Origin of the sequence: Pseudomonas sp. SR18 (assembly GCF_023701505.1) — a bacterium.
Classification (GTDB): Bacteria; Pseudomonadota; Gammaproteobacteria; order Pseudomonadales; family Pseudomonadaceae; genus Aquipseudomonas; species Aquipseudomonas cyclaminis.
In genome coordinates this window covers 316084-334318 of sequence record NZ_JAMQAU010000003.1, presented here as the reverse complement: position 1 = coordinate 334318, position 18235 = coordinate 316084, and the positions used below count along the sequence as shown (strand labels likewise).

Sequence of the window (18235 nt, the reverse complement as noted above, 5' to 3'; positions counted from 1 at the left end):
CAAGCGAAGCGCAAAGTCATGTGGTGAGCCGAAACTTATGTTGAAGCGAGCATGCACGTTCCCGCGCCTGTAGCCTCATCAGTTTGAACAAGCTACTCGCTGGAAGGCTTTCAGCCTTTAGCAAGTGGCCAGGTACTCGCAAAGCGTCGCCGAACAAGCCCGAACTGCGCCGTCCACAATCAGCTCATAACCATGAGTGTTTTCGGTAGGTATTGCTATGCACCCCGCTCTGGCCGACGAGCCATTGCTTAATACGGCGCTCGCATCTGAAGCAAAATCGACGAGTAACGCATATTGAGGGCTGTAACCACAGCGCTCTGCTGCAGCGGCTAAGGACGTCAAGATGTCGCGTGTGTAATAACCCTTTTCATCGCCGGTATTGATGGTTCAGAACTAACCCAGGGCTGTATCAAGAAACATCATGACTGCGAAACCCAGCATCAGGCCTAAGGTCGCGGGTGTCTCATGACCATTGCGATGTGTTTCGGGAATGACCTCATGGGACACTACAAAAATCATGGCGCCAGCTGCCAAGCCTAGAGCGATGGGATACCCCAAGGCGAAACTACTGGAAATCCCTAAACCGACAATTGCCCCCAAGGGTTCCATCAGCCCCGAACCAACCGCAATCAGCGCGGCTCGTAGCGCAGAGATGCCTGTCACCCGTAATGCCAGGGCGACTGCCAACCCTTCCGGAATGTCCTGTATGGCAATCGCGGTTGTCAGCGGCAGCCCCACCTTCATATCGCCGTTGGCGAAGCTCACTCCAATAGCCATCCCTTCTGGCAGGTTATGCAGCGTGATTGCCAAGACGAACAACCAGACCCGATTGATACGCTGCGCGTCCGGCCCCCTGCGTCCGCTTTTCTCGTGTTCGTGAGGGACGAAACGATCAAGGCCAACCATCAGCGCTACGCCCAATCCCAATCCCGCAACAACAACGCATGCTGCGAGCAACTGGTTTGCGCAAAGGGCCTGAGCTGCTTCGATACCAGGGAGAATGAGCGAGAAGGAACTGGCGGCCAGCATCATGCCGGCGGCAAAGCCAAGCATGATGTCTTGCGTACGGGCGGTTATGTCACGCAATGCGACTGCTGCAATGGCTCCAAGTCCTGTCGCGGCGAACCCGGATAGCCCACCCAGAAAAGCAAAGTGGAGATTCGCCTTGTTGGCACCGACAAACGATCCATAACCGCTGACCAAGAGGAAAACAGTGACACACAACAGCAACGCCCAAAAGGACAGTCCTCCCCATCCTGAGCGGGAAACGCGTGCCAACCAACCGCGCAAGTGCACTCCAAAAGATGAAGAAGGTTCCGTCATTCTTCCTCCGTAGCTTTAAGCGTCAGCCTTTACTGTGCTCGGGCGAGGAAGGCCCCTCCTTGACGCCCCGTGGTCCGGCGACTCCCCAGACGACCAAACCCACTACCGGGAATATAATCAGAGCAAGCGCCCACGCTGATTTTATCCCTACGGTTTTGTCGCTCCGAAACACGCTGACAATGGCCAATAGATCGACAAGCAGAATGAACACGGCGACAGCAATCGCAAAATAGCTGGTGGCTTCAGACATGGTTTAGCCCTCCTTAGGGTGTTAACCCTTAGGCTCCGTGCGAATACGGACGTTCCAAGAAAATCACGGGTCTGCAGCTAGTACAGGTCTGCGTTTTAATTTTCTTTGGCAATGATGGAGATTTTTCCGTTGCGCTCAATTATCGCGAACTTGATCTCTTCCAGCCTCTCGATACCTTGGCTGGAGCGCGCAGCCTCCATTACATCGGCTTCGATTAATCGAGCGTGACGCAGGCGTCTGTGCAGGAGCTTGCCATTCTCGACGATGATCGTTGGCTCACCATCGATCAGCCTTGATACCCAACCAGAACGCTGTTTAAGCAGCGATAGGCCAACGTCAATGGCGATCAGCGTCACGATGACGAGCACGCCGTTGGTGATGGAAAAATCATCGCCCAGCAGCGCTTGCTGGGTGGCTTCGCCGATCATCATCAGCAAGACGAAATCGAAGGTCGTCAGCTCTGCCAATGAGCGCCGCCCAGCAATCTTGAAGAGCACCATAAGGGCTAAATACATTGCTCCTGCACGCAAGACAGAGTCCATAGGTCACCTAAGGAAAAATGAATTGAACAAGCCTTACGCTTGAAGTGCCGGCTGAGATGATTTTGCTGCGCAAGAGACCGACCGCGTCGCCGCGTAAGGTGATGTACAGGGTTGCCTGTCCGTCAGCGTCAGTTTGCATCCAGAGTTTCATGCCCTGAGAAGAGCTTCGTGAGCGCAACGGTTCGGGTTGTAAGGTTTCAATGCTGAAACCCTCCAGCAACTGCCCAGCCAGCTCCAGTTCAACGGGTGAGTTTGGCGTTTCTGTCAGCGTGATTTTCATTGAGTTGGTGGAGCCGTTTCGATGAAACATCTCGTATTCGACCCTGACCTTCCCATCGTCGCTACGCACCTCTCTCGAACTGAGCAGTCCTCTGGAAAACACGCCCCCGAGTGCCATCACCAAAATCAGAACCAACACGTACCAGCCGACCCGCTCGAAACGCCAGACCTTCAATTGATAGGCCATGTCCTCACGAACGGGATGGTTTCGGCTTTTCAAGTCTGGATGATCGGTGTCTTCGCTCATCAGGCTTCACCTGTATCGCCGAGCTGCGCGCGGCGATGAAAATGGGGAAGCTGGCGCAAGGCGTATTCGGTGGCTTGCTCTTGAACCTGACAACGTCCGCCGAAGAACCGGTGCTCGTGACTGAAGAGATAGCACTTGTCATCGGACTGAAACGCCCAGGCAAAACAAATTGTGCCCGCGGGAATACCGTCCACAGCGTCGGGGCCGAGTATCCCCGTAGTCGCGATGGCGGCATTTGCAGTGCTGTCTCGTAACGCCCCTCTGGCCATTTCCTCAGCAACTTCGACGCTCGTCAGGTTGAACGTCTCGATAGTCTGGGGGCTGACATGGAGCAATCGTTGCTTGGCCTGTGGCGAATAGACCACATAACCACATTCGATAAATTCGCCGCTGCCTTCCACTTCAGACAACAGCGTGACGATTCTGCCTGCGGTGCAGGACTCGGCCGTGGTCACTACCAAAGCGTGCTCACGCAAGTATTGGACGATCTCATCTGCGATGGGCATGTGCTGAACTCATCGGGGTATTGTTTGATCGACCGCTATAGAAGCCAAACATTCCAACGATTTTCCACGAATAGGATTAGAGCGCCATGGGGCGCCCGACCTCCCCTGCACCCCGTGTCGCCACAAGCCCAGCCCAGCGCATTGACCGCCTGCTCCGCCACCCTGTCACTCGAACTGCTGGCGATTCTCCGGGGTAATCAGTTGGAACGGCACCCAGATAATCGGCGCCTCCAACCCTTCGCCAAGCGCCAGATGAACAGCGGCCTCAACCGCGCCATTGGCCTGCCCCACGGCATCCTGGAATACACTGACGGCCATTTTTCCATCCGCCATGAGCTTGAGCCCATCCGACGTGCCGTCGATGCCGCCGACCCAGTAATCCTTGGCCTGTTTGCCCGCCTTCTCCAGGCCCATGATCGCGCCGATCGCCATCTCATCGTTGTTGGCGGCGACAATCGAAAAGTCGACGCCTTGCTTCACCCAGTCCATGACCACCGTGGCGGCCTGGCTGCGCTCCCAGTTGGCGACTTTTTTCTGCACGATTTTCATGTCCGGGTACTTGGCGACGACTTTTTCGACGTCCTCCGTGCGCATCAGCGAGGACGCGTTGGCGGGGTCGCCGACCAAAATCACCACGTTGCCCTTGTAGCCGGCACGGCGCGCCAACTCTTCCATCTGCAACGTGCCTGACTCCAGTTCGTTGGAACCGACAAACGCCGCACGGGCGGTGAGTTTTTCGGGCGATGGATTACGGTTGACGAACACCAGTGGAATATTCGCTTCGCTCGCCAGGCGCATCATCTGTGGCGTGCTCTTGCCATCGACCACCGCCACGATGATCGCGTCGACTTTGGAGTGGATCAGGTTGCGGAACTGGCGCATCTGCAGTTCAGCATTGTCCTGCCCATTCTCCATAAAGATATCGATATCCATCGCCGCTGACTTTTGCTGCACGCCATTGCGCAGCAACGCCTGGAAATTATCGTCGTACTTGGCCATGGCCACGCCCACCAGCGGTGTGGCCGCCTGGGCCAGGCCCGTGGTTAAGAGCGCCGACCCCAGGAAACATTTCAACCATGCGTTCATTTTCTAGCTCCTGAGGATCAAACGCTGAATTGATGAAGCAATTCACGCTGTACTTTGGCCATGCTCGACAGGCGCTGGCTGCTGCTGGCCGATTCTTCGGCACCTTGCGCGGTCTGCTGTGCTGAGTCATTGATCTGGATGACCATGCGACTGGTCTCCGCGACGGTGGCGCTCTGCTGCTCGGTGGCGGCGGCGATCTGAATATTCATGTCGCGAATCGTGCCCACCGCCGCGCTCATCGAGTGCAGCAGTTGCCCCGCACCGGAGGCAAGGGTCACGCATTGGCTCGATTGCGCCTGACTTTCGTTCATCACCTGGACGACGGAGTGAATCGTTTCCTGCATCCGGCCGATCATGTCCTGGATTTCGCTGGTTGAGGACTGGGTGCGACTCGCCAGGGAGCGCACCTCGTCGGCAACCACGGCAAAACCTCGGCCCTGCTCGCCCGCACGCGCGGCTTCGATGGCGGCATTGAGCGCCAGCAAGTTGGTCTGTTCGGCGATGGTACGGATGGCAACCACGATGCCCTCGATAGTGTGGCCGTACTTCTGCAACTCGTCGGTGACCTCCGTGGCTTTGTTTACTTGCTCCGCCTGACGCCGGATATTGTCGATGGTCTCGGCCACACGCTCCTGCACCTCATCTGTGAGGTCACTGGTGTCATCCACCGCCTTGCGGGTGTCCTGGGCGCGCCGTGCAACCTCTTCCACGGTGCTTTCCATTTCAGTCATGGCCGAGGCCGCCGATTGCAGCCGGTCTTTTTGTTCATCGACCACGCGGGTGGTCTGCTCACTGTTCAGGGCATTGTTGTCTGCCGTGGTCGCCAGGGCATCGGCGGAGCTGATCAGCTCGCGGAAGGTTTTGCGCAGGGCAATGGTCAGCTCGTTCAGGTAACCGCCCAGCTCTCCAAACTCATCCTTGCGCGAGACGTCGAAACTGACGCGCATATCACCCGCCGTCAGTTGCTTGAGCACCTCGCGAAACGCGGCCAGCGGCCGGCGCAGGCTGAAAGCCACCCAGAGCCCGATCAGCACAGCGGCGAGCACCGCCAGTACACAAGCGATCAACAACAGGCTGCGGCTGGTGCCGATGGTGGCGTTGGCAGCGTCCCGGGCCTGATTGGCGACCTCAAGGGATTGGCTGCCAAACTCGCCAATCTTGCCAAGGGTCGATTGCAGTGCGGCTTCCACCGTATTGCGTTGCTGCATGACCTGGGCGCCCAGTTTTGCCTCTGCCTGGTAGGCATGGAATACACCGTCGGCTCCGGTCAGGTCCGTGAGCAGACGATTGACCATCACGGCAGCAATCCGTCCACCCCTGGGGTCGACGGCCAATAACGCCTGCAGGCGTGTGCTGATGACCTCGTCCTGCAGGTTCAGCACCCGTTGCAGGTTCTCGATGGCGGGCGTCGCGGCATGGGCGGCCAGTCCGTCATAGGATTTATTGACTTCCAACAGCAGCTTTTCAGCTGCCGCGACCTGTTGGTTGTCGCCGGCACCGCGTGCACGAGCAATCTCGTCACGCAAGAAACCCGTCAACTGCGAACCCTGGCCACTGCTGTAACCTTGCAGCACACGCGTCAGCGCGAGCTGCTGCACATGCTCACGATGCGAGGCCATCAGGGCTTGCGCCTGTTCGGTGTAGGCATTCACTAACTGACGCTGTTGAGCGAGACTGGCCTTCAGCTCGTCCCGGTCGACGACATACACCGCGGTGCTTTCGAGTAAACGATTGAACTGGTCAACGCTGTCAGTGAACGGTTGCTTGCCAGCGTCGATCTGTTTGAGATCGTTGCTGATCAGTATGGCCAGCAACGCCTGGTTCGCGCGCAGGATGTGCACGTACAACTCACTGGCGGCCCGACTCAACGGCGCCGATTGGCCCGTAATAATGCCCAGGCGCTCGCTGATGGAATGCGTGCTTTGATAGCTGATCCCGGCCATTGTCAGCAGCAACAGCACAAGCACGGCAAAGCCTCCGATCACCCTCTGTAAAATCGTCATGGCTACCCTCTTTAATTGTTATGGGTGAGGCTGTCTGAAGCATGGGCGTACATCGAGGGAGAAAGCTCGCAACGCTAAGTCTTTCATCGGCCGGGCAGCGGGAAACTTGAGGGTAAAGCACAGCACAGAGTCATGTGTCAGCCTTTAACGCAAGGCTGGCGCTCGACAACGCTCAGGACTTGAGGTTTTTAACACTGGCAAATGTCGCCTCGCCCCGTGCCTGATCCAACGCACTCATCGGCATGGGCATCGGCATGGCGGGCAGGGTCGGTTTCGTACCAACACCCTGCTCGCTGGCCGTCACCAGCCGCTCGTCGCTGGGCGGCACGCCAAAATACTCGCGGTAGCATTTGGAGAAGTGAGGGGTGGACACAAAGCCACAGAGCACCGCCAGTTCGACGATGGAGATGGGGGTTTGCTTGAGCAACTGACGCGCGCGGATCAGCCGTAACCTGAGGTAGTAGCGCGACGGTGAGCAGTGCAGGTATTTCTGGAACATACGCTCCAGCTGGCGGCGTGAAAGGTCCACATATGCCGCCAACTGATCCAGGTTGATCGGCTCTTCCAGGTTGGCCTCCATCAACGCGACGATTTCCTGCAGCTTCGGTTGCTGGGTGCCCAGCATGTGCTTGAGGGGCACGCGCTGATGGTCTTGCTGATTGCGCATACGCTCGTACACGAACATGTCGGAGATGGCCGCCGACAGCTCGTGCCCATGCTCACGGCCGATCAGGTGCAGCATCATGTCCATGGGCGCGGTGCCCCCGGAACTGGTGAGGCGATCCCGGTCGAGGGTGAACAGGCTGGCGCTGACGGTTACCCGTGGAAAGGCCTCCTGCATCGCTGCCAGCCATTCCCAATGCACGCTGCACTCAAAACCGTCGAGCAGCGCCGCCTGCGCCAGCACCCAGCTGCCGGTGCAGATGCCACCCAGTTGCCTGCAATAGCGCGCCTGGGTACGCAGCCACTTCACCAGTTCGCGGGTGACGGTGCTTTGGATACCCGTTCCGCCGCACACAAACACGATATCGGCCGAGGGTACGCTGGCTATGGAACCGTCGGGCGTGATCGGCATGCCATCGCTGGCCCACACCGGATTACCGTCGCAACTGGCGGTGTGCCAACGATAGAGTTCCTGGCCCGAGAGTTGATTGGCCATGCGCAACGGTTCTACCGCAGACGCCAACGAGATCAAGGTGAACTGATCCAGCAGCACAAACACAACAGCGGTGACGGGCCGGACTTTCATGGGCGCGAGGCGACCGCTATCGGTTTCTGCACCCGCTCGGGTTGCCGCGCCGTGATCACGCCGGCCAGGGAAATCAGCAACGCCAGGCAGATGGTCGACGACACTTCAAGGCGATGTTCAGGGCTCAACAGCATCACCGCCAAGGCCGCGCAAATGAACACGATCACCACCCAAGTCAGCCATGGAAACAACCACATCTTGAACGTCAGCGCGATGTTTCGGCTTTGCAGGATCTTGCGCATGCGCAGTTGCGATACGGCAATCACCAGGTACACCAGCAACGCAATGGCCCCCGAGCTGGCCAGCAGAAACTGAAACAGCCCGGCCGGCATGAAGTAACTGAGCAAGGTCACACCTGCCCCAAGCACCGTACTGGCGATCACGGCGGCCCGTGGCACACTGGCGGCCGAGGTCTTTTTCATCAGCGTTGGCGCATCTCCACGCTTGCCCAGTGAATACAGCATGCGCGAAGCAATGTAGATCGAGGAGTTCATGCAACTGGCCACGGCGATCAATACCACCACGTCCACCAGCAATTTGGCATGGGGTATGTTCATCAGCTCCAGCGCGCGCTGATAAGAGCCGACCGATGCCAACAGCGGGTCATTCCAGGGCACCACGGAAATCACCACAAAGATCGACAGCACGTAGAACACACCGATGCGCCACATCACCGAACGGGTCGCACGGGAGATGTTCTGCGCCGGGTTGCTGGACTCGGCGGCGGCAATGGTGACGGCTTCAGTGCCGATAAAACTGAACATGATGGTGATAAAGGCGCCGACGACCGCAGACAGCCCATTGGGCGCGAAACCGCCATGGTCTTCCATCAGACGGCTCAAGCCGCTGGCTTCGCGCTCGGGTATCCAGCCCATCAACACCGCACCACCCAGGCCGATAAACCCGATGATCGCGATGACCTTGGCCATGGCAAACCAGAACTCGAACTCGCCGTATTTGGAGACGCTGAACAAATTGGTGATCACCAGCAAAAAGATCGACAACAAGGCAAACAGCCAAGCGTCGATCTGCGGGAACCACTGATTGAGGATATGCCCGGCGGCCAGGGCTTCGATGGGAATCACCAGCACCCAGAACCACCAATACAGCCAGCCAATGGTAAACCCGGCCCAGCGGCCAATGGCTTGGTCGGCGTAGGTCGAGAAGGAGCCGGTGTCCGGATTGGCCACGGCCATTTCCCCCAGCATGCGCATGACCAGCACCACCAGCAGCCCGGAAAACAGATAGGCCAGCATCACCGCCGGCCCCGCTGCCGCAATCGCGTGGCCGGAGCCGACAAACAGCCCCGCCCCGATAATCCCGGCAATCGAGAGCATGGTCACATGGCGCGGCTTGAAGCCTTGCGCCAGTTGGCCGTTTGAATCCTTGGAAATCGGGCTATTCATCGTTGTTTTTATTCTCTGTGATCGACATTAAACGTACTGACTGGAGGGTCAGGCGATCATCATTTCTTAATGACGGGTCACAGTACGCGGCATGCCGACCGCAAAAATAGCCTCATTGCGTCATACAATCGCCTGATACCGACAATGACGCAGGGCTGTGGGGGCTGGGCGCCACCCTTCAGTCCTGATTCAGCCCGACACGGTACAGAACGCCGCGATCTTCATCCGTCAGCACATACAGGTAGCCATCCGGCCCCTGCCGCACGTCGCGAATGCGCGCCTTCAAACCGCCCAGCAAACGCTCCTCATGGATGACCTTGTCGCCGTCGAACTGCAACCGGATCAGTTCCTGGCTGGCCAGCGCGCCGATGAACACGTTGTGCTGCCACGCCTTGAAGCGGTCACTGTCATAAAACGCCATGCCACTGATGCCCGGTGACTTCTCCCACACATGGTGAGGCGCCACGGTGCCTTGCGCCGTCTTGCCCTTGGCCTCCGGGATCGTCGTCAGGGAGTAGTTGATGCCGTGGGTCGCCAGGGGCCAGCCGTAGTTTTTGCCCCGCTCGATGATATTGATCTCGTCACCGCCCCGTGGCCCGTGCTCGTTTTCCCAGATCGTGCCGCTCCAGGGATTCAGCGCCAGGCCCTGCGGGTTGCGTTGGCCGTAGGACCAGATCTCGGGCCGTACGCCCGGCTGACCGACGAAGGGGTTGTCATCCGGCACGCGGCCATCGGGGTAGATCCGCACAACCTTGCCCTGCAGCTTGTCCAGGTCCTGGGCGGTGGGCCGGTCGTTGTTTTCGCCCAGGGTCACGAACAAGTAGCCATTCTGGTCAAAGGCCAGGCGCGAGCCGAAGTGATTGCCGGTGGACAGCTTCGGCTCCTGGCGCAGGATGACTTTGAAATCGCTCAGGCCGCTGAGGTCCGCTGCCAACCGTCCACGGCCCACCACCGTGCCGGCCGTACCACCTTCGCCGCCGCCTTCGGCGTACGACAGGTAGACCGTGCGGTCCTCTTTGAAATCAGGCGAGAGCACCACATCGAGTAAACCGCCCTGCCCCTTGGCCCACACCTCAGGCACCCCGCTCAGAGGGGCCGAGAGCTTGCCGTCCGGGCTGACAACCCGCAGATGGCCTGGGCGTTCGGTCACCAGGAAACCTTGCTGGTCCGGCAGAAACGCCACGGCCCAGGGGTGGTCCAGGCCTTTGGCGACCGCCGTGACGCTCAGGCTGCCTTGCTCACTGGGAAATTGCTGCGAACCGGCGGCGTAAACCGAGGTCAGGGTCGTCGCGCACATAACGGCTAACAGGGTTTTGCGTATAAACATAAGACAAGTCCTTACCGGCGATTGCCGTTGGCATCAAATGTGGGGGCTTTGGTCTCGGTGGCCGGGCGACTGGGCGCGGCCTCGCGTTGGGGATAGCGGTTGCCGATGCCGCCGTTTTCCAGGGTCGGCGTGCGCGGGGTCGGCACGGTCTGGGTGCCGCGAATCGCCGGCGCATTGGGCTGGGTGCCCTGCATGCTGTTGGGATTGGCGCGGTGGATGGGGCCGTTGTTAGTGCTGTTGCTGCCAGGCAAGTTCTGCGCCTGGGCGGTGGCTGCAAGTGCCAGGCCCAACGCCAGCGCTGCAAGTTGATGCACTCGGGTGATCATGACAAAGCCTCTCTGGGGCGAGGAGTACCTGCGTTCGATACCACGCTACGCCTGGGGTTCGGCTTTGGTAACTAAATACTTCCTGATCAGGTGTAACACGATCTGTCCGCGCATCTGTCCGGGGAAACTTTTTCCAGCGCCTGCGAGTCACCCGAACACAGTCTCTGATCAAGGAATCGCTCATATGCCACGGGCTATCTGGAAAGGCGCCATCAGCTTCGGTTTGGTTCATATCCCGGTTTCGCTGGTCTCGGCCACGTCCGCCCAGGGCGTGGATTTCGATTGGTTGGACAAGCGCAGCATGGACCCGGTGGGCTACAAGCGCATCAACAAGACCACTGGCAAGGAAGTCACCAAAGAGCACATCGTCAAGGGCGTAGCGTTCGAGAAGGGTCGCTATGTGGTGCTCAGCGAAGAAGAGATTCGTGCGGCCCACCCCAAATCCACCCAAACCATCGACATCATCGCCTTTGTCGCCAGCGACCAGATCCCCTTGCAGAACATCGACACGCCTTACTTCCTCGCGCCGGACAAACGCGGTGGCAAGGTCTACGCATTGCTACGGGAAACCCTCAAGAAAACCCGCAAGGTCGCCCTGGCCAATGTGGTGCTGCACACCAAGCAGCACCTCGCGGCGCTGATGCCGCTGGACTCGGCTCTGGTGCTGGTGATGCTGCGCTGGCCCGCCGAGGTGCGCAGCCTGGATGAACTGGAACTGGGCAGCGACGTGACCAAGCCGTCCCTGGCCAAGGGTGAGCTGGACATGGCCAAGCGGCTGGTGGAGGACATGAGCGCCGACTGGCAGCCGGAGGACTACCGCGACAGCTTTCAGGAAAAAATCATGGCGCTGGTGGCGAAGAAGGCCAAGGCCGGCAAGATCGAAGACGTGGAATCCCAGGAAGGCAGCGAAGAGCGCAAGTCGGCCGACGTGATCGACCTGACCGAACTGCTCAAGCGCAGCCTGGCCGGCAAGCCGGCGGCGAAGAAAACCACCAAGAAAAAGGCCTCTTGAGCCCGCCAGCACGCGGAGAACCCCATGACAAAGCCCCTGAATGAATACAACCGCAAGCGTGATTTCAAGATCACCGCAGAACCTTCGGGCAAAGCGCCCACCGGCAAGCGCAAGGTGTCGGCGCTGTCATTTGTGATCCAGAAGCACGACGCGCGCAACCTGCACTATGACTTTCGCCTGGAACTCGACGGCGTGCTCAAAAGCTGGGCCGTGCCCAAGGGCCCCAGCCTCGACCCCAGCCAGAAACGCCTGGCGGTGCACGTCGAAGACCACCCACTGGGCTACGGCAGTTTCGAAGGCAGCATCCCCGCCGGTCAATATGGTGCTGGCGATGTGATTGTCTGGGACCGTGGAGTCTGGCAACCCCATGACGACCCACACAAGGCCTACGCCGCCGGCAAACTCAAGTTCACGCTGGTGGGCGAAAAACTCTCGGGAGATTGGGCACTGGTGCGCACCCGCTTGAAAGGCAGCGGGGACAAGGAGCAATGGCTGTTGATCAAAGAGAACGACCAACAGGCCCGCCCCGCTGCCGACTACGACATCGTGCAAGCCGAGCCGGGAAGCGTGCTCAGCGATGCCTCCATCGCGCCCCCCAAGGCCAAGGCCAATGCGAAAACCAAGCAAAAAAAAGCCACTGCTGTGCCTGAGCAATTCACCCCGCAATTGGCAACCCTGGTAGACCGCGCACCCGACGGCGACTGGCAGTACGAAATCAAGTTTGATGGCTACCGCATGCTGGCGCGTATCCGCGACGGCGAGGTCCGGCTGTTTACCCGCAACGGCCATGACTGGACCGAGCGCCTGCCCCGCCAGGTCAAGGCCCTTCACGCTCTCAAGCTCAAGGACAGTTGGCTGGATGGCGAAGTGGTCAGCCTCAACCCTGAAGGGTTACCGGACTTCCAGGCCCTGCAAAATGCCTTTGACAGCGGCCGCAGCCTGGACCTTGTCTATTACTTGTTCGATGCGCCGTTTCTGGAGGGCCGCGATCAGCGCCAGGCGCCCGTGGAAGATCGACGGGCCGAACTCAAGGCCGCGCTGGCCGGTAGCAAAAGTAAACTGCTGCGGTTTTCCGAAGCCTTCACTGCCCATCATCAGGACATTTTGCAGAGTGCCTGCAACCTCGCCCTGGAAGGCGTGATCGGCAAACGCATGGGCAGCCCCTACACATCCACGCGCAGTGCCGACTGGATCAAGCTCAAATGCCGGTTGCGACAGGAATTCGTGATTGTCGGGCATACCCGCCCCCAGGGTTCGCGCAGCGGTTTTGGCGCCTTGTTGCTGGCGGTGAATGACGACAGCGGGCTGAGGTACGCCGGGCGCGTGGGCACCGGTTTTGATCAGGCCTCGCTCGACACTATCTACGCGCAGCTCAAGGCGCGGGCCCGCACGACCTCCCCTTTGCACAAAGCCTTGACCAGTGCCCAGGCGCGAGGCGTGCAGTGGGTGGAGCCGACGCTGGTAGGCGAAGTACAGTTTGCCGAGTGGACCCGTGAAGGTGTGGTGCGCCATGCCGCCTTTATGGGCATGCGCAGCGATAAGCCGGCCGCGCAGATCGTGCACGAGCAGCCGCAGGAGTCCAAATCCTTGAAAGCCCCCAAAGCCAGCAGCGTATTGAAGATCACCCATCCTGAGCGGGTGATCGACCCACACAGCGGCACGCAAAAGCAGGAGTTGGCGCAGTTCTATGAAGGTATCAGCGAATGGATCCTGCCCTTCCTGCGCCATCGCCCGGTGTCTTTACTCAGGGCCCCGGAAGGCATCGAGGGCGAGCAGTTCTTCCAGAAACACTCGGAGCGCCTGGCGATTCCCCATATCAAGCAACTGGACGCCGCGCTGGACCCCGGCCATGCGCGGCTGATGGAGATCGACAGCACCCAGGCCCTGGTCGGCGCCGTGCAAATGGGTAGCGTCGAATTCCATACCTGGGGCGCCACCTCGGACAAGATCGAGACCCCTGACCTGTTTGTACTCGACCTCGACCCGGACCCGGCGCTGCCCTGGAAAAGCATGCTGGAAGCGGCGCAACTGACCTTGTCGGTACTGGACGATCTGGGCCTTGAAGCATTCGTCAAAACCAGCGGCGGCAAAGGTCTGCACCTGGTAGTGCCGCTGGCGCGTCGGGACGGTTGGGAGACGGTAAAAGCGTTCGCCAAGGCCATTGCGCAATTCATGACCCAGCAATTGCCCGAACGCTTTACCGCCACGTCCGGGCCGAAAAACCGTGTCGGCAAGATCTTTATCGACTACCTGCGCAACGCACGGGGCGCGAGTACCGTGGCGGCGTATTCGGTACGGGCACGCCCAGGGCTGCCGGTGTCGGTGCCGGTCAGTCGCAAGGAATTGCCGCAATTGCGCGGCGCGCAGCAGTGGACGGTGGCTAATCTGCACCAACGCTTGCAGGGGCTGAAGGAAGACCCGTGGGCGGGTTATGCCCATCGGCAGAAGATCAGCAAGAAAATGTGGCACAAATTGGGCGCCCAGCCACCGCAGTGAACGCGCCCGGAGCGAGCTTTAGATAAGCACGAAGATCAGCGCCAAGGCCGCGAAAATTGCCCATTTTTCCAGGTAATAACGCGTGCGGTTGCGTTTTTTTAGCGCTTTGCCGCGCAGGCGGATCTTGTACAGCTGCGTAAACGCGCGGTTAAGCCCGCCGGTCTTGTCGCCCGAGTCGTTGGGCGAACCCGCCGCCGCCATCACCGTGCGGCTGAACCAGCGATTGAATGCCGCCGCCCAGCGGTACTTCATCGGGCGCTCGACATCGCAGAACAGGATGAGTCGGTTCTGCTGCGTAACGTTTTCGGCGTAGTGGATAAAGGTCTCGTCGAACATCACCGGCTCACCGTCGCGCCAGTAATAGTTTTCCCCGTCCACGTTGATGTAGCAGCCCGGATCGTTCGGCGTATCCAGGCCCAGGTGATAACGGTAGGACCCGGCGTAGGGATCGCGATGGCGCACCAGCTTGGAACCCGGCGGCAGCTCGGCGAACATCGCGGCCTTGATCGAACCGATGCTCTGCACCAACTCGGTGGTGCGCGGGCACAGTTTCATTGCCGACGGGTGACTGTCGCCATACCACTTGAGGTAGAACCGCTTCCAGCCCGACTTGAAAAACGAGTTGAAACCAACGTCATCGTACTGGTCGGAACGCTTGATCGCCCCTGCTCGCATCAGGTTCTGGCCCTCTTCACGAATCTCCTCCCAGTGCTCCTGCAAGGGGCTCAGGTCGGGGAAATCGCTGGTCGAAAGATACGGTCGGCCGGGCAGTTTGGAGCACAGATACAGAAAGCAGTTGATGGGTGCCAGGAAGGTCGAATGATCACTCAGTTGGCGACCCAGTTTGTGCCGAACCCGGCCACGCAGGTGTACATACGCTATGGAGGCGACATAGAGGACAACAATGATCAGTTTCAAGGGATTTCGTCACACGTCAGTAGAGAACAGGCTGCTCCTGCGTGCCCACGACGGCCGAGGATGGATAGCAGCAACTGAAATCACAATTCACAGACAGGCACCAGGAGCGGCTTGATGACAAGCAGTTCCATGGCCACTGACAGTTATTTAGCCATATTCTGTAACTAAAAGTTAACCGAGAATTGTGAAAAGCTGTCTACAGAGTGTCCTGGGCAGCTGCCTCGACAGGCTGCCCGTGTAACGGCTCGCCCTATTGGCGCGGCGACTGGCGATCATCGAACACCGAAAACTGCCCGACCGCACGCCGAGCCTGCACGAAATGCCGGATCAATGCCACGAACACTCCCAGTAGCAGCCCCGCCAATACGCTCAGTGCGATGATGATGCCCACCGTTGGTTTTATCGGGTACAGCGGCGGCTGTGCCCGACGATCCACAGTGACCAGTTTCAGCCCAGTCATATCGATATTCAGGCCGCGCAGCCGCGCCTCTTCCGCCCACAGCCGTTCAACGTCCCGCAGGAAAATATCTCCATTTTTACGATTGTTGAGAACCTCGACTTCACGGTTTGTGTCGAGCATGCGCAGTTCCTTGGAGATCTCGGCCACCCTGCTGTTGGTGAAATCGTCATCGGTACGCTGTTGCAGCGCTGCCCGCTCCGCTTCCAGCACTTCGGTGCCCATGAAGTACAACGGGGTCTTCTGATTAGTTACCACGGTGCGCATGGTCGGGTTCGAGCCGTTCAGGGAGCTCCCTCCCATGGATGAGGGGGCGGTGGGGGTCTTGAAGCCAACGGACTTGGCAATGGAGATGGCCTCGGCCAGTTCCGCAAGGTGATTGGTGCGCTCGATCTTCATCTGCAAACGCAACGCCGTGAGTTCATCCTGCAAACGTGCGCGTTTGACTTGATCCGACTCCAGCAGCATGGCGATCTTCGATTCTTTAGCCGCTTCGTAGTTGGCACGTGCGGCGTCGATCTTACCCTTGAGTTCGTTGAGGCGGTTATTGACAATAACCTTGAGGTCGGCACCTACCTGGTTGCGCTCCTGTGCAATGGCGTAGTCGACAAATCCGTTAAGAATGGCCGCGCCATCAACCCCCTTGGGGTACTGCATTTCCAGGCGAACGTAAGCGTTGACTGCGTCAGCCTTCTTCAAATCTGGCATCACCAGGTTAATGCCATCGCGGTTGAAGGCTTCAAAGCTCTGCTCCAGGCTTTGCCCAGGGCGCTGGAAGGCTTCGAAAAGTGCCGGGTTGGCCCTGAAAAAGCCCAGCCGGGCCTCGTAGGAGTCCAGTTGTGCGCCGACCTTGGCCAACGCCTCGGCCGGCGGCAACTCGTAGACCTCGGAACGATTGAGGGCATCCAGCTCATTGATCGCCGCTGGCCGCAGCACACTGCTGACCTGGTAAACCCTGGGCGCAAGAAATGCGTAACCTACTCCCAGAAGGCCAACCAGTATCGTGCAACCGATGACCAGTTTTTTTTGCTTCCATACTGCGTGGAGGAGTTCAACGAGATCAATTTCATCCGATGTCGAAGGTAGGCGAAGCTGAGGAGTGTTGTTCAAATGTAGTACACCCTGATGAGTTGAAATCCAGCGCCTAAAAACACAGCCCTGAATAACAACCGTATAAACAGGGGGCAACGTCCACCACCCGAGTGACTGAATCCTCACACCCAATGATAAGCAGCGAGAAGTTTCATTTCAGTTACGCGGTTGTCCACGAGCATAGAAGTTAAGTTATGCGGCGGGCTGGTAAAGTAACGTTAATGACCCTTCGACAAAGGAAAAGTTACAAAAAAAGCAAAAAACAGGACGATTCCTACATACCTTTCGCGTCAAGCGGGCAAAAAAAATCAGCATCCTCCATGCCAGCCGGCAATTAACCCTTCAGCAAAAAGGAATTTGTATGTCAGCCATTTCAGACCCAGATGTTCAAGCGCTCCAAGGAGCCTGGGAACAAACCTCGCTGGAGGACAATGGCGTACTCAACCCCCCCGATGCGCACAGTGCTCCGGGGGCAATTACCCTAATCACCGGCGACCGTTTCGAAGTAAAGACCCTCTGTGGTGAGGTGTTGCTGGAGGGCCAGTTTTTCCTCGACCGCACTACCGTCCCCAAAAGCATCACCTGGGTGGACTCCATCGGAGAAGACGCCGGCAAACACCTGCCGGCCAGCTACCGCCTCGAAGGCGATACATTTGTGTTCATCGCGGCGGATGAAGGCATGCCCAGGCCAGTTTCATTCAGGACGGGTGCAGGCCAGACCATGCGCAGCTTCATACGGCGCGCTTGAACCGTAGGCCATCCGAAATTGCGACAGCGTTTTCACCACGCCTTCACTTTCAACGCAATAAGGTGAGGCCTACCTACTCCAGTGAATCCCTTGGCCCGCCTGTCTTCGCGGGCTTTTTTTTGCCTGGACACCACCGGGTCAGGCTGGCCGTTTGGTGGCGGTCAGGGTAAAGCACAGCGGCAATTGCGCCGGCTGGTGCTCGTACTGGTCGTAGAGTTCTTCGCGATTGGAGTGTGCATATTCCTGCAAGTGACTGATCTGCAAGTCGGCGCCAATCGCGGCGTTCACCAGGTCGCCCAAGGTGTGCACGTACCAGTACGACGTCGGCCCGGCTACCGCGCCCTGGCCTTCATAGACAATCGACTCTTGCAGCACAAACGGCTCGCGCTGAAAGTATGAGCTGGCCGGCAACAACGGGTTTTGCGCCCTGGGGTCGAACACTTCGAGAAATGGATGGGTTTCATACATCACCAGCGTACCGCCGGGCTTCAGCGTGCTGGCGGCATGGCGCATGAACAGCGCCACATCCGGCATCCAGCCGAGCACGCCGATGGTGACCAGCGCGATGTCGAAGCGCTCATGCAAACGCTGCGGCAAGTGGTGGATATCGCTTTCGATAAATTCAGGCGCATGGGGCGACACCTCGGCAAGCTCACGCGCCTGCTGGAGAAACGCCGCGGATTGGTCCACCCCCACCACCGAGCGTGCGTTCAGGGCGAACAGCGACAAGCTTTCACGACCGTTGTTGCAGCACAGTTGCACCACGTCCTTGCCGGCGACACCGATGTCTTGCAGCACCCCGGTAATGGTGGGGTCCAGGCAGGAAAAATCCGCATTGCCGACACGCTTGAGCATCGCGTGCCAGGTGTCGGTGGTTTTATGCAGGCTGGCAGATTGATCCCAAGCGTCCTTGTTACAGGCAATTGCCTGTTGAGCTGAGGGCATGTCCATTGCGTCTCCAGATAAGT

17 protein-coding genes and 2 pseudogenes are annotated in these 18235 nt (G+C 58.9%); 3 read left to right on the top strand and 16 right to left on the bottom strand.

The window, feature by feature from the left end; translation table 11 throughout:
* Positions 1 to 117: 117 nt before the first annotated feature.
* The 13 genes and pseudogenes from NDJ82_RS07460 to NDJ82_RS07405 form a co-directional block, all read right to left on the bottom strand.
* Positions 118 to 384, bottom strand: a pseudogene (locus tag NDJ82_RS07460) (M42 family peptidase); the annotation flags it as partial.
* A gap of 9 nt (positions 385 to 393) precedes the next feature.
* Positions 394 to 1323 (bottom strand): ZIP family metal transporter, encoded by a 930-nt coding sequence (locus tag NDJ82_RS07455; RefSeq protein WP_250925217.1) that lies wholly within the window; start codon positions 1321 to 1323, stop codon positions 394 to 396.
* Positions 1324 to 1345: 22 nt separating this feature from the next.
* Positions 1346 to 1573 carry a PLD nuclease N-terminal domain-containing protein gene (locus tag NDJ82_RS07450; protein ID WP_112195388.1) on the bottom strand — a complete coding sequence of 76 codons (228 nt, stop codon included), beginning with the start codon at positions 1571 to 1573 and terminating at the stop codon, positions 1346 to 1348.
* A 95-nt stretch (positions 1574 to 1668) separates the two neighbouring features.
* Complete coding sequence (locus NDJ82_RS07445; protein ID WP_054070289.1) at positions 1669 to 2115, bottom strand: DUF421 domain-containing protein; 447 nt, start codon at positions 2113 to 2115, stop codon at positions 1669 to 1671.
* A 7-nt stretch (positions 2116 to 2122) separates the two neighbouring features.
* The gene (locus NDJ82_RS07440; RefSeq protein ID WP_250925216.1) at positions 2123 to 2641 is read right to left on the bottom strand and encodes a hypothetical protein; all 519 of its coding nucleotides are present in this window, start codon (positions 2639 to 2641) and stop codon (positions 2123 to 2125) included.
* Positions 2641 to 3147, bottom strand: coding sequence for a CinA family protein (locus NDJ82_RS07435; protein ID WP_158878294.1), 507 nt, complete (start codon positions 3145 to 3147; stop codon positions 2641 to 2643). The genes NDJ82_RS07440 and NDJ82_RS07435 overlap by 1 nt, the downstream gene beginning before the upstream one ends.
* A gap of 165 nt (positions 3148 to 3312) precedes the next feature.
* A complete protein-coding gene (locus NDJ82_RS07430; RefSeq protein ID WP_250925215.1) occupies positions 3313 to 4233 on the bottom strand; it encodes a substrate-binding domain-containing protein in 921 nt (306 codons plus the stop codon).
* Between the two features lie 17 nt (positions 4234 to 4250).
* On the bottom strand, positions 4251 to 5009 hold the full coding sequence (locus tag NDJ82_RS27640) for a methyl-accepting chemotaxis protein (RefSeq protein WP_425375722.1): 759 nt from the start codon (positions 5007 to 5009) through the stop codon (positions 4251 to 4253).
* A 99-nt stretch (positions 5010 to 5108) separates the two neighbouring features.
* A pseudogene (locus tag NDJ82_RS27635) lies at positions 5109 to 5441 on the bottom strand (HAMP domain-containing protein); the annotation flags it as partial.
* Between the two features lie 967 nt (positions 5442 to 6408).
* Positions 6409 to 7485, bottom strand: coding sequence for a choline metabolism transcriptional regulator GbdR (gbdR, locus tag NDJ82_RS07420; RefSeq protein WP_112195404.1), 1077 nt, complete (start codon positions 7483 to 7485; stop codon positions 6409 to 6411).
* Positions 7482 to 8891 (bottom strand): GABA permease, encoded by a 1410-nt coding sequence (gene gabP / locus NDJ82_RS07415; RefSeq protein ID WP_250925214.1) that lies wholly within the window; start codon positions 8889 to 8891, stop codon positions 7482 to 7484. The genes gbdR and gabP overlap by 4 nt, the downstream gene beginning before the upstream one ends.
* Positions 8892 to 9069: 178 nt before the next feature.
* Entirely contained in the window at positions 9070 to 10218 is a 1149-nt protein-coding gene (locus NDJ82_RS07410) for a PQQ-dependent sugar dehydrogenase (protein ID WP_250925213.1), read from the bottom strand.
* An 11-nt stretch (positions 10219 to 10229) separates the two neighbouring features.
* Positions 10230 to 10544, bottom strand: coding sequence for a hypothetical protein (locus NDJ82_RS07405; RefSeq protein ID WP_099583119.1), 315 nt, complete (start codon positions 10542 to 10544; stop codon positions 10230 to 10232).
* 184 nt (positions 10545 to 10728) lie between these two features.
* On the opposite strand from NDJ82_RS07405, the gene ku reads away from it, so the two are divergent.
* A complete protein-coding gene (ku, locus tag NDJ82_RS07400) occupies positions 10729 to 11556 on the top strand; it encodes a non-homologous end joining protein Ku (RefSeq protein ID WP_099583120.1) in 828 nt (275 codons plus the stop codon).
* Between the two features lie 24 nt (positions 11557 to 11580).
* The gene (ligD, locus tag NDJ82_RS07395) at positions 11581 to 14052 is read left to right on the top strand and encodes a DNA ligase D (protein WP_250925212.1); all 2472 of its coding nucleotides are present in this window, start codon (positions 11581 to 11583) and stop codon (positions 14050 to 14052) included.
* 18 nt (positions 14053 to 14070) lie between these two features.
* Here ligD and lpxO read toward each other — a convergent pair whose 3' ends face one another.
* Both lpxO and NDJ82_RS07385 read right to left on the bottom strand, forming a co-directional pair.
* The gene (gene lpxO / locus NDJ82_RS07390; protein WP_250925211.1) at positions 14071 to 14970 is read right to left on the bottom strand and encodes a lipid A hydroxylase LpxO; all 900 of its coding nucleotides are present in this window, start codon (positions 14968 to 14970) and stop codon (positions 14071 to 14073) included.
* 250 nt (positions 14971 to 15220) lie between these two features.
* A complete protein-coding gene (locus NDJ82_RS07385) occupies positions 15221 to 16537 on the bottom strand; it encodes a Wzz/FepE/Etk N-terminal domain-containing protein (RefSeq protein WP_158878332.1) in 1317 nt (438 codons plus the stop codon).
* A gap of 343 nt (positions 16538 to 16880) precedes the next feature.
* Between NDJ82_RS07385 and NDJ82_RS07380 the strand changes: the two genes are divergently transcribed.
* Positions 16881 to 17267, top strand: a complete 387-nt coding sequence (locus NDJ82_RS07380; protein ID WP_250925210.1) for a TIGR03067 domain-containing protein — start codon at positions 16881 to 16883, stop codon at positions 17265 to 17267.
* 138 nt (positions 17268 to 17405) lie between these two features.
* On the opposite strand, the gene NDJ82_RS07375 is transcribed toward NDJ82_RS07380, so the two are convergent.
* On the bottom strand, positions 17406 to 18218 hold the full coding sequence (locus NDJ82_RS07375; protein WP_250925209.1) for a class I SAM-dependent methyltransferase: 813 nt from the start codon (positions 18216 to 18218) through the stop codon (positions 17406 to 17408).
* Positions 18219 to 18235 lie beyond the last annotated feature (17 nt).

Excerpts from the sequence above, each read along its gene's own strand:
- NDJ82_RS07455 (WP_250925217.1), bottom strand. The coding sequence starts at position 1,323 with ATGACGGAACCTTCTTCATCTTTTGGAGTGCACTTGCGCGGTTGGTTG.
- NDJ82_RS07450 (WP_112195388.1), bottom strand. The coding sequence starts at position 1,573 with ATGTCTGAAGCCACCAGCTATTTTGCGATTGCTGTCGCCGTGTTCATT.
- NDJ82_RS07445 (WP_054070289.1), bottom strand. The coding sequence starts at position 2,115 with ATGGACTCTGTCTTGCGTGCAGGAGCAATGTATTTAGCCCTTATGGTG.
- NDJ82_RS07440 (WP_250925216.1), bottom strand. The coding sequence starts at position 2,641 with ATGAGCGAAGACACCGATCATCCAGACTTGAAAAGCCGAAACCATCCC.
- NDJ82_RS07435 (WP_158878294.1), bottom strand. The coding sequence starts at position 3,147 with ATGCCCATCGCAGATGAGATCGTCCAATACTTGCGTGAGCACGCTTTG.
- NDJ82_RS07430 (WP_250925215.1), bottom strand. The coding sequence starts at position 4,233 with ATGAACGCATGGTTGAAATGTTTCCTGGGGTCGGCGCTCTTAACCACG.
- gbdR (WP_112195404.1), bottom strand. The coding sequence starts at position 7,485 with ATGAAAGTCCGGCCCGTCACCGCTGTTGTGTTTGTGCTGCTGGATCAG.
- gabP (WP_250925214.1), bottom strand. The coding sequence starts at position 8,891 with ATGAATAGCCCGATTTCCAAGGATTCAAACGGCCAACTGGCGCAAGGC.
- NDJ82_RS07410 (WP_250925213.1), bottom strand. The coding sequence starts at position 10,218 with ATGTTTATACGCAAAACCCTGTTAGCCGTTATGTGCGCGACGACCCTG.
- NDJ82_RS07405 (WP_099583119.1), bottom strand. The coding sequence starts at position 10,544 with ATGATCACCCGAGTGCATCAACTTGCAGCGCTGGCGTTGGGCCTGGCA.
- ku (WP_099583120.1), top strand. The coding sequence starts at position 10,729 with ATGCCACGGGCTATCTGGAAAGGCGCCATCAGCTTCGGTTTGGTTCAT.
- ligD (WP_250925212.1), top strand. The coding sequence starts at position 11,581 with ATGACAAAGCCCCTGAATGAATACAACCGCAAGCGTGATTTCAAGATC.
- NDJ82_RS07380 (WP_250925210.1), top strand. The coding sequence starts at position 16,881 with ATGTCAGCCATTTCAGACCCAGATGTTCAAGCGCTCCAAGGAGCCTGG.
- NDJ82_RS07375 (WP_250925209.1), bottom strand. The coding sequence starts at position 18,218 with ATGGACATGCCCTCAGCTCAACAGGCAATTGCCTGTAACAAGGACGCT.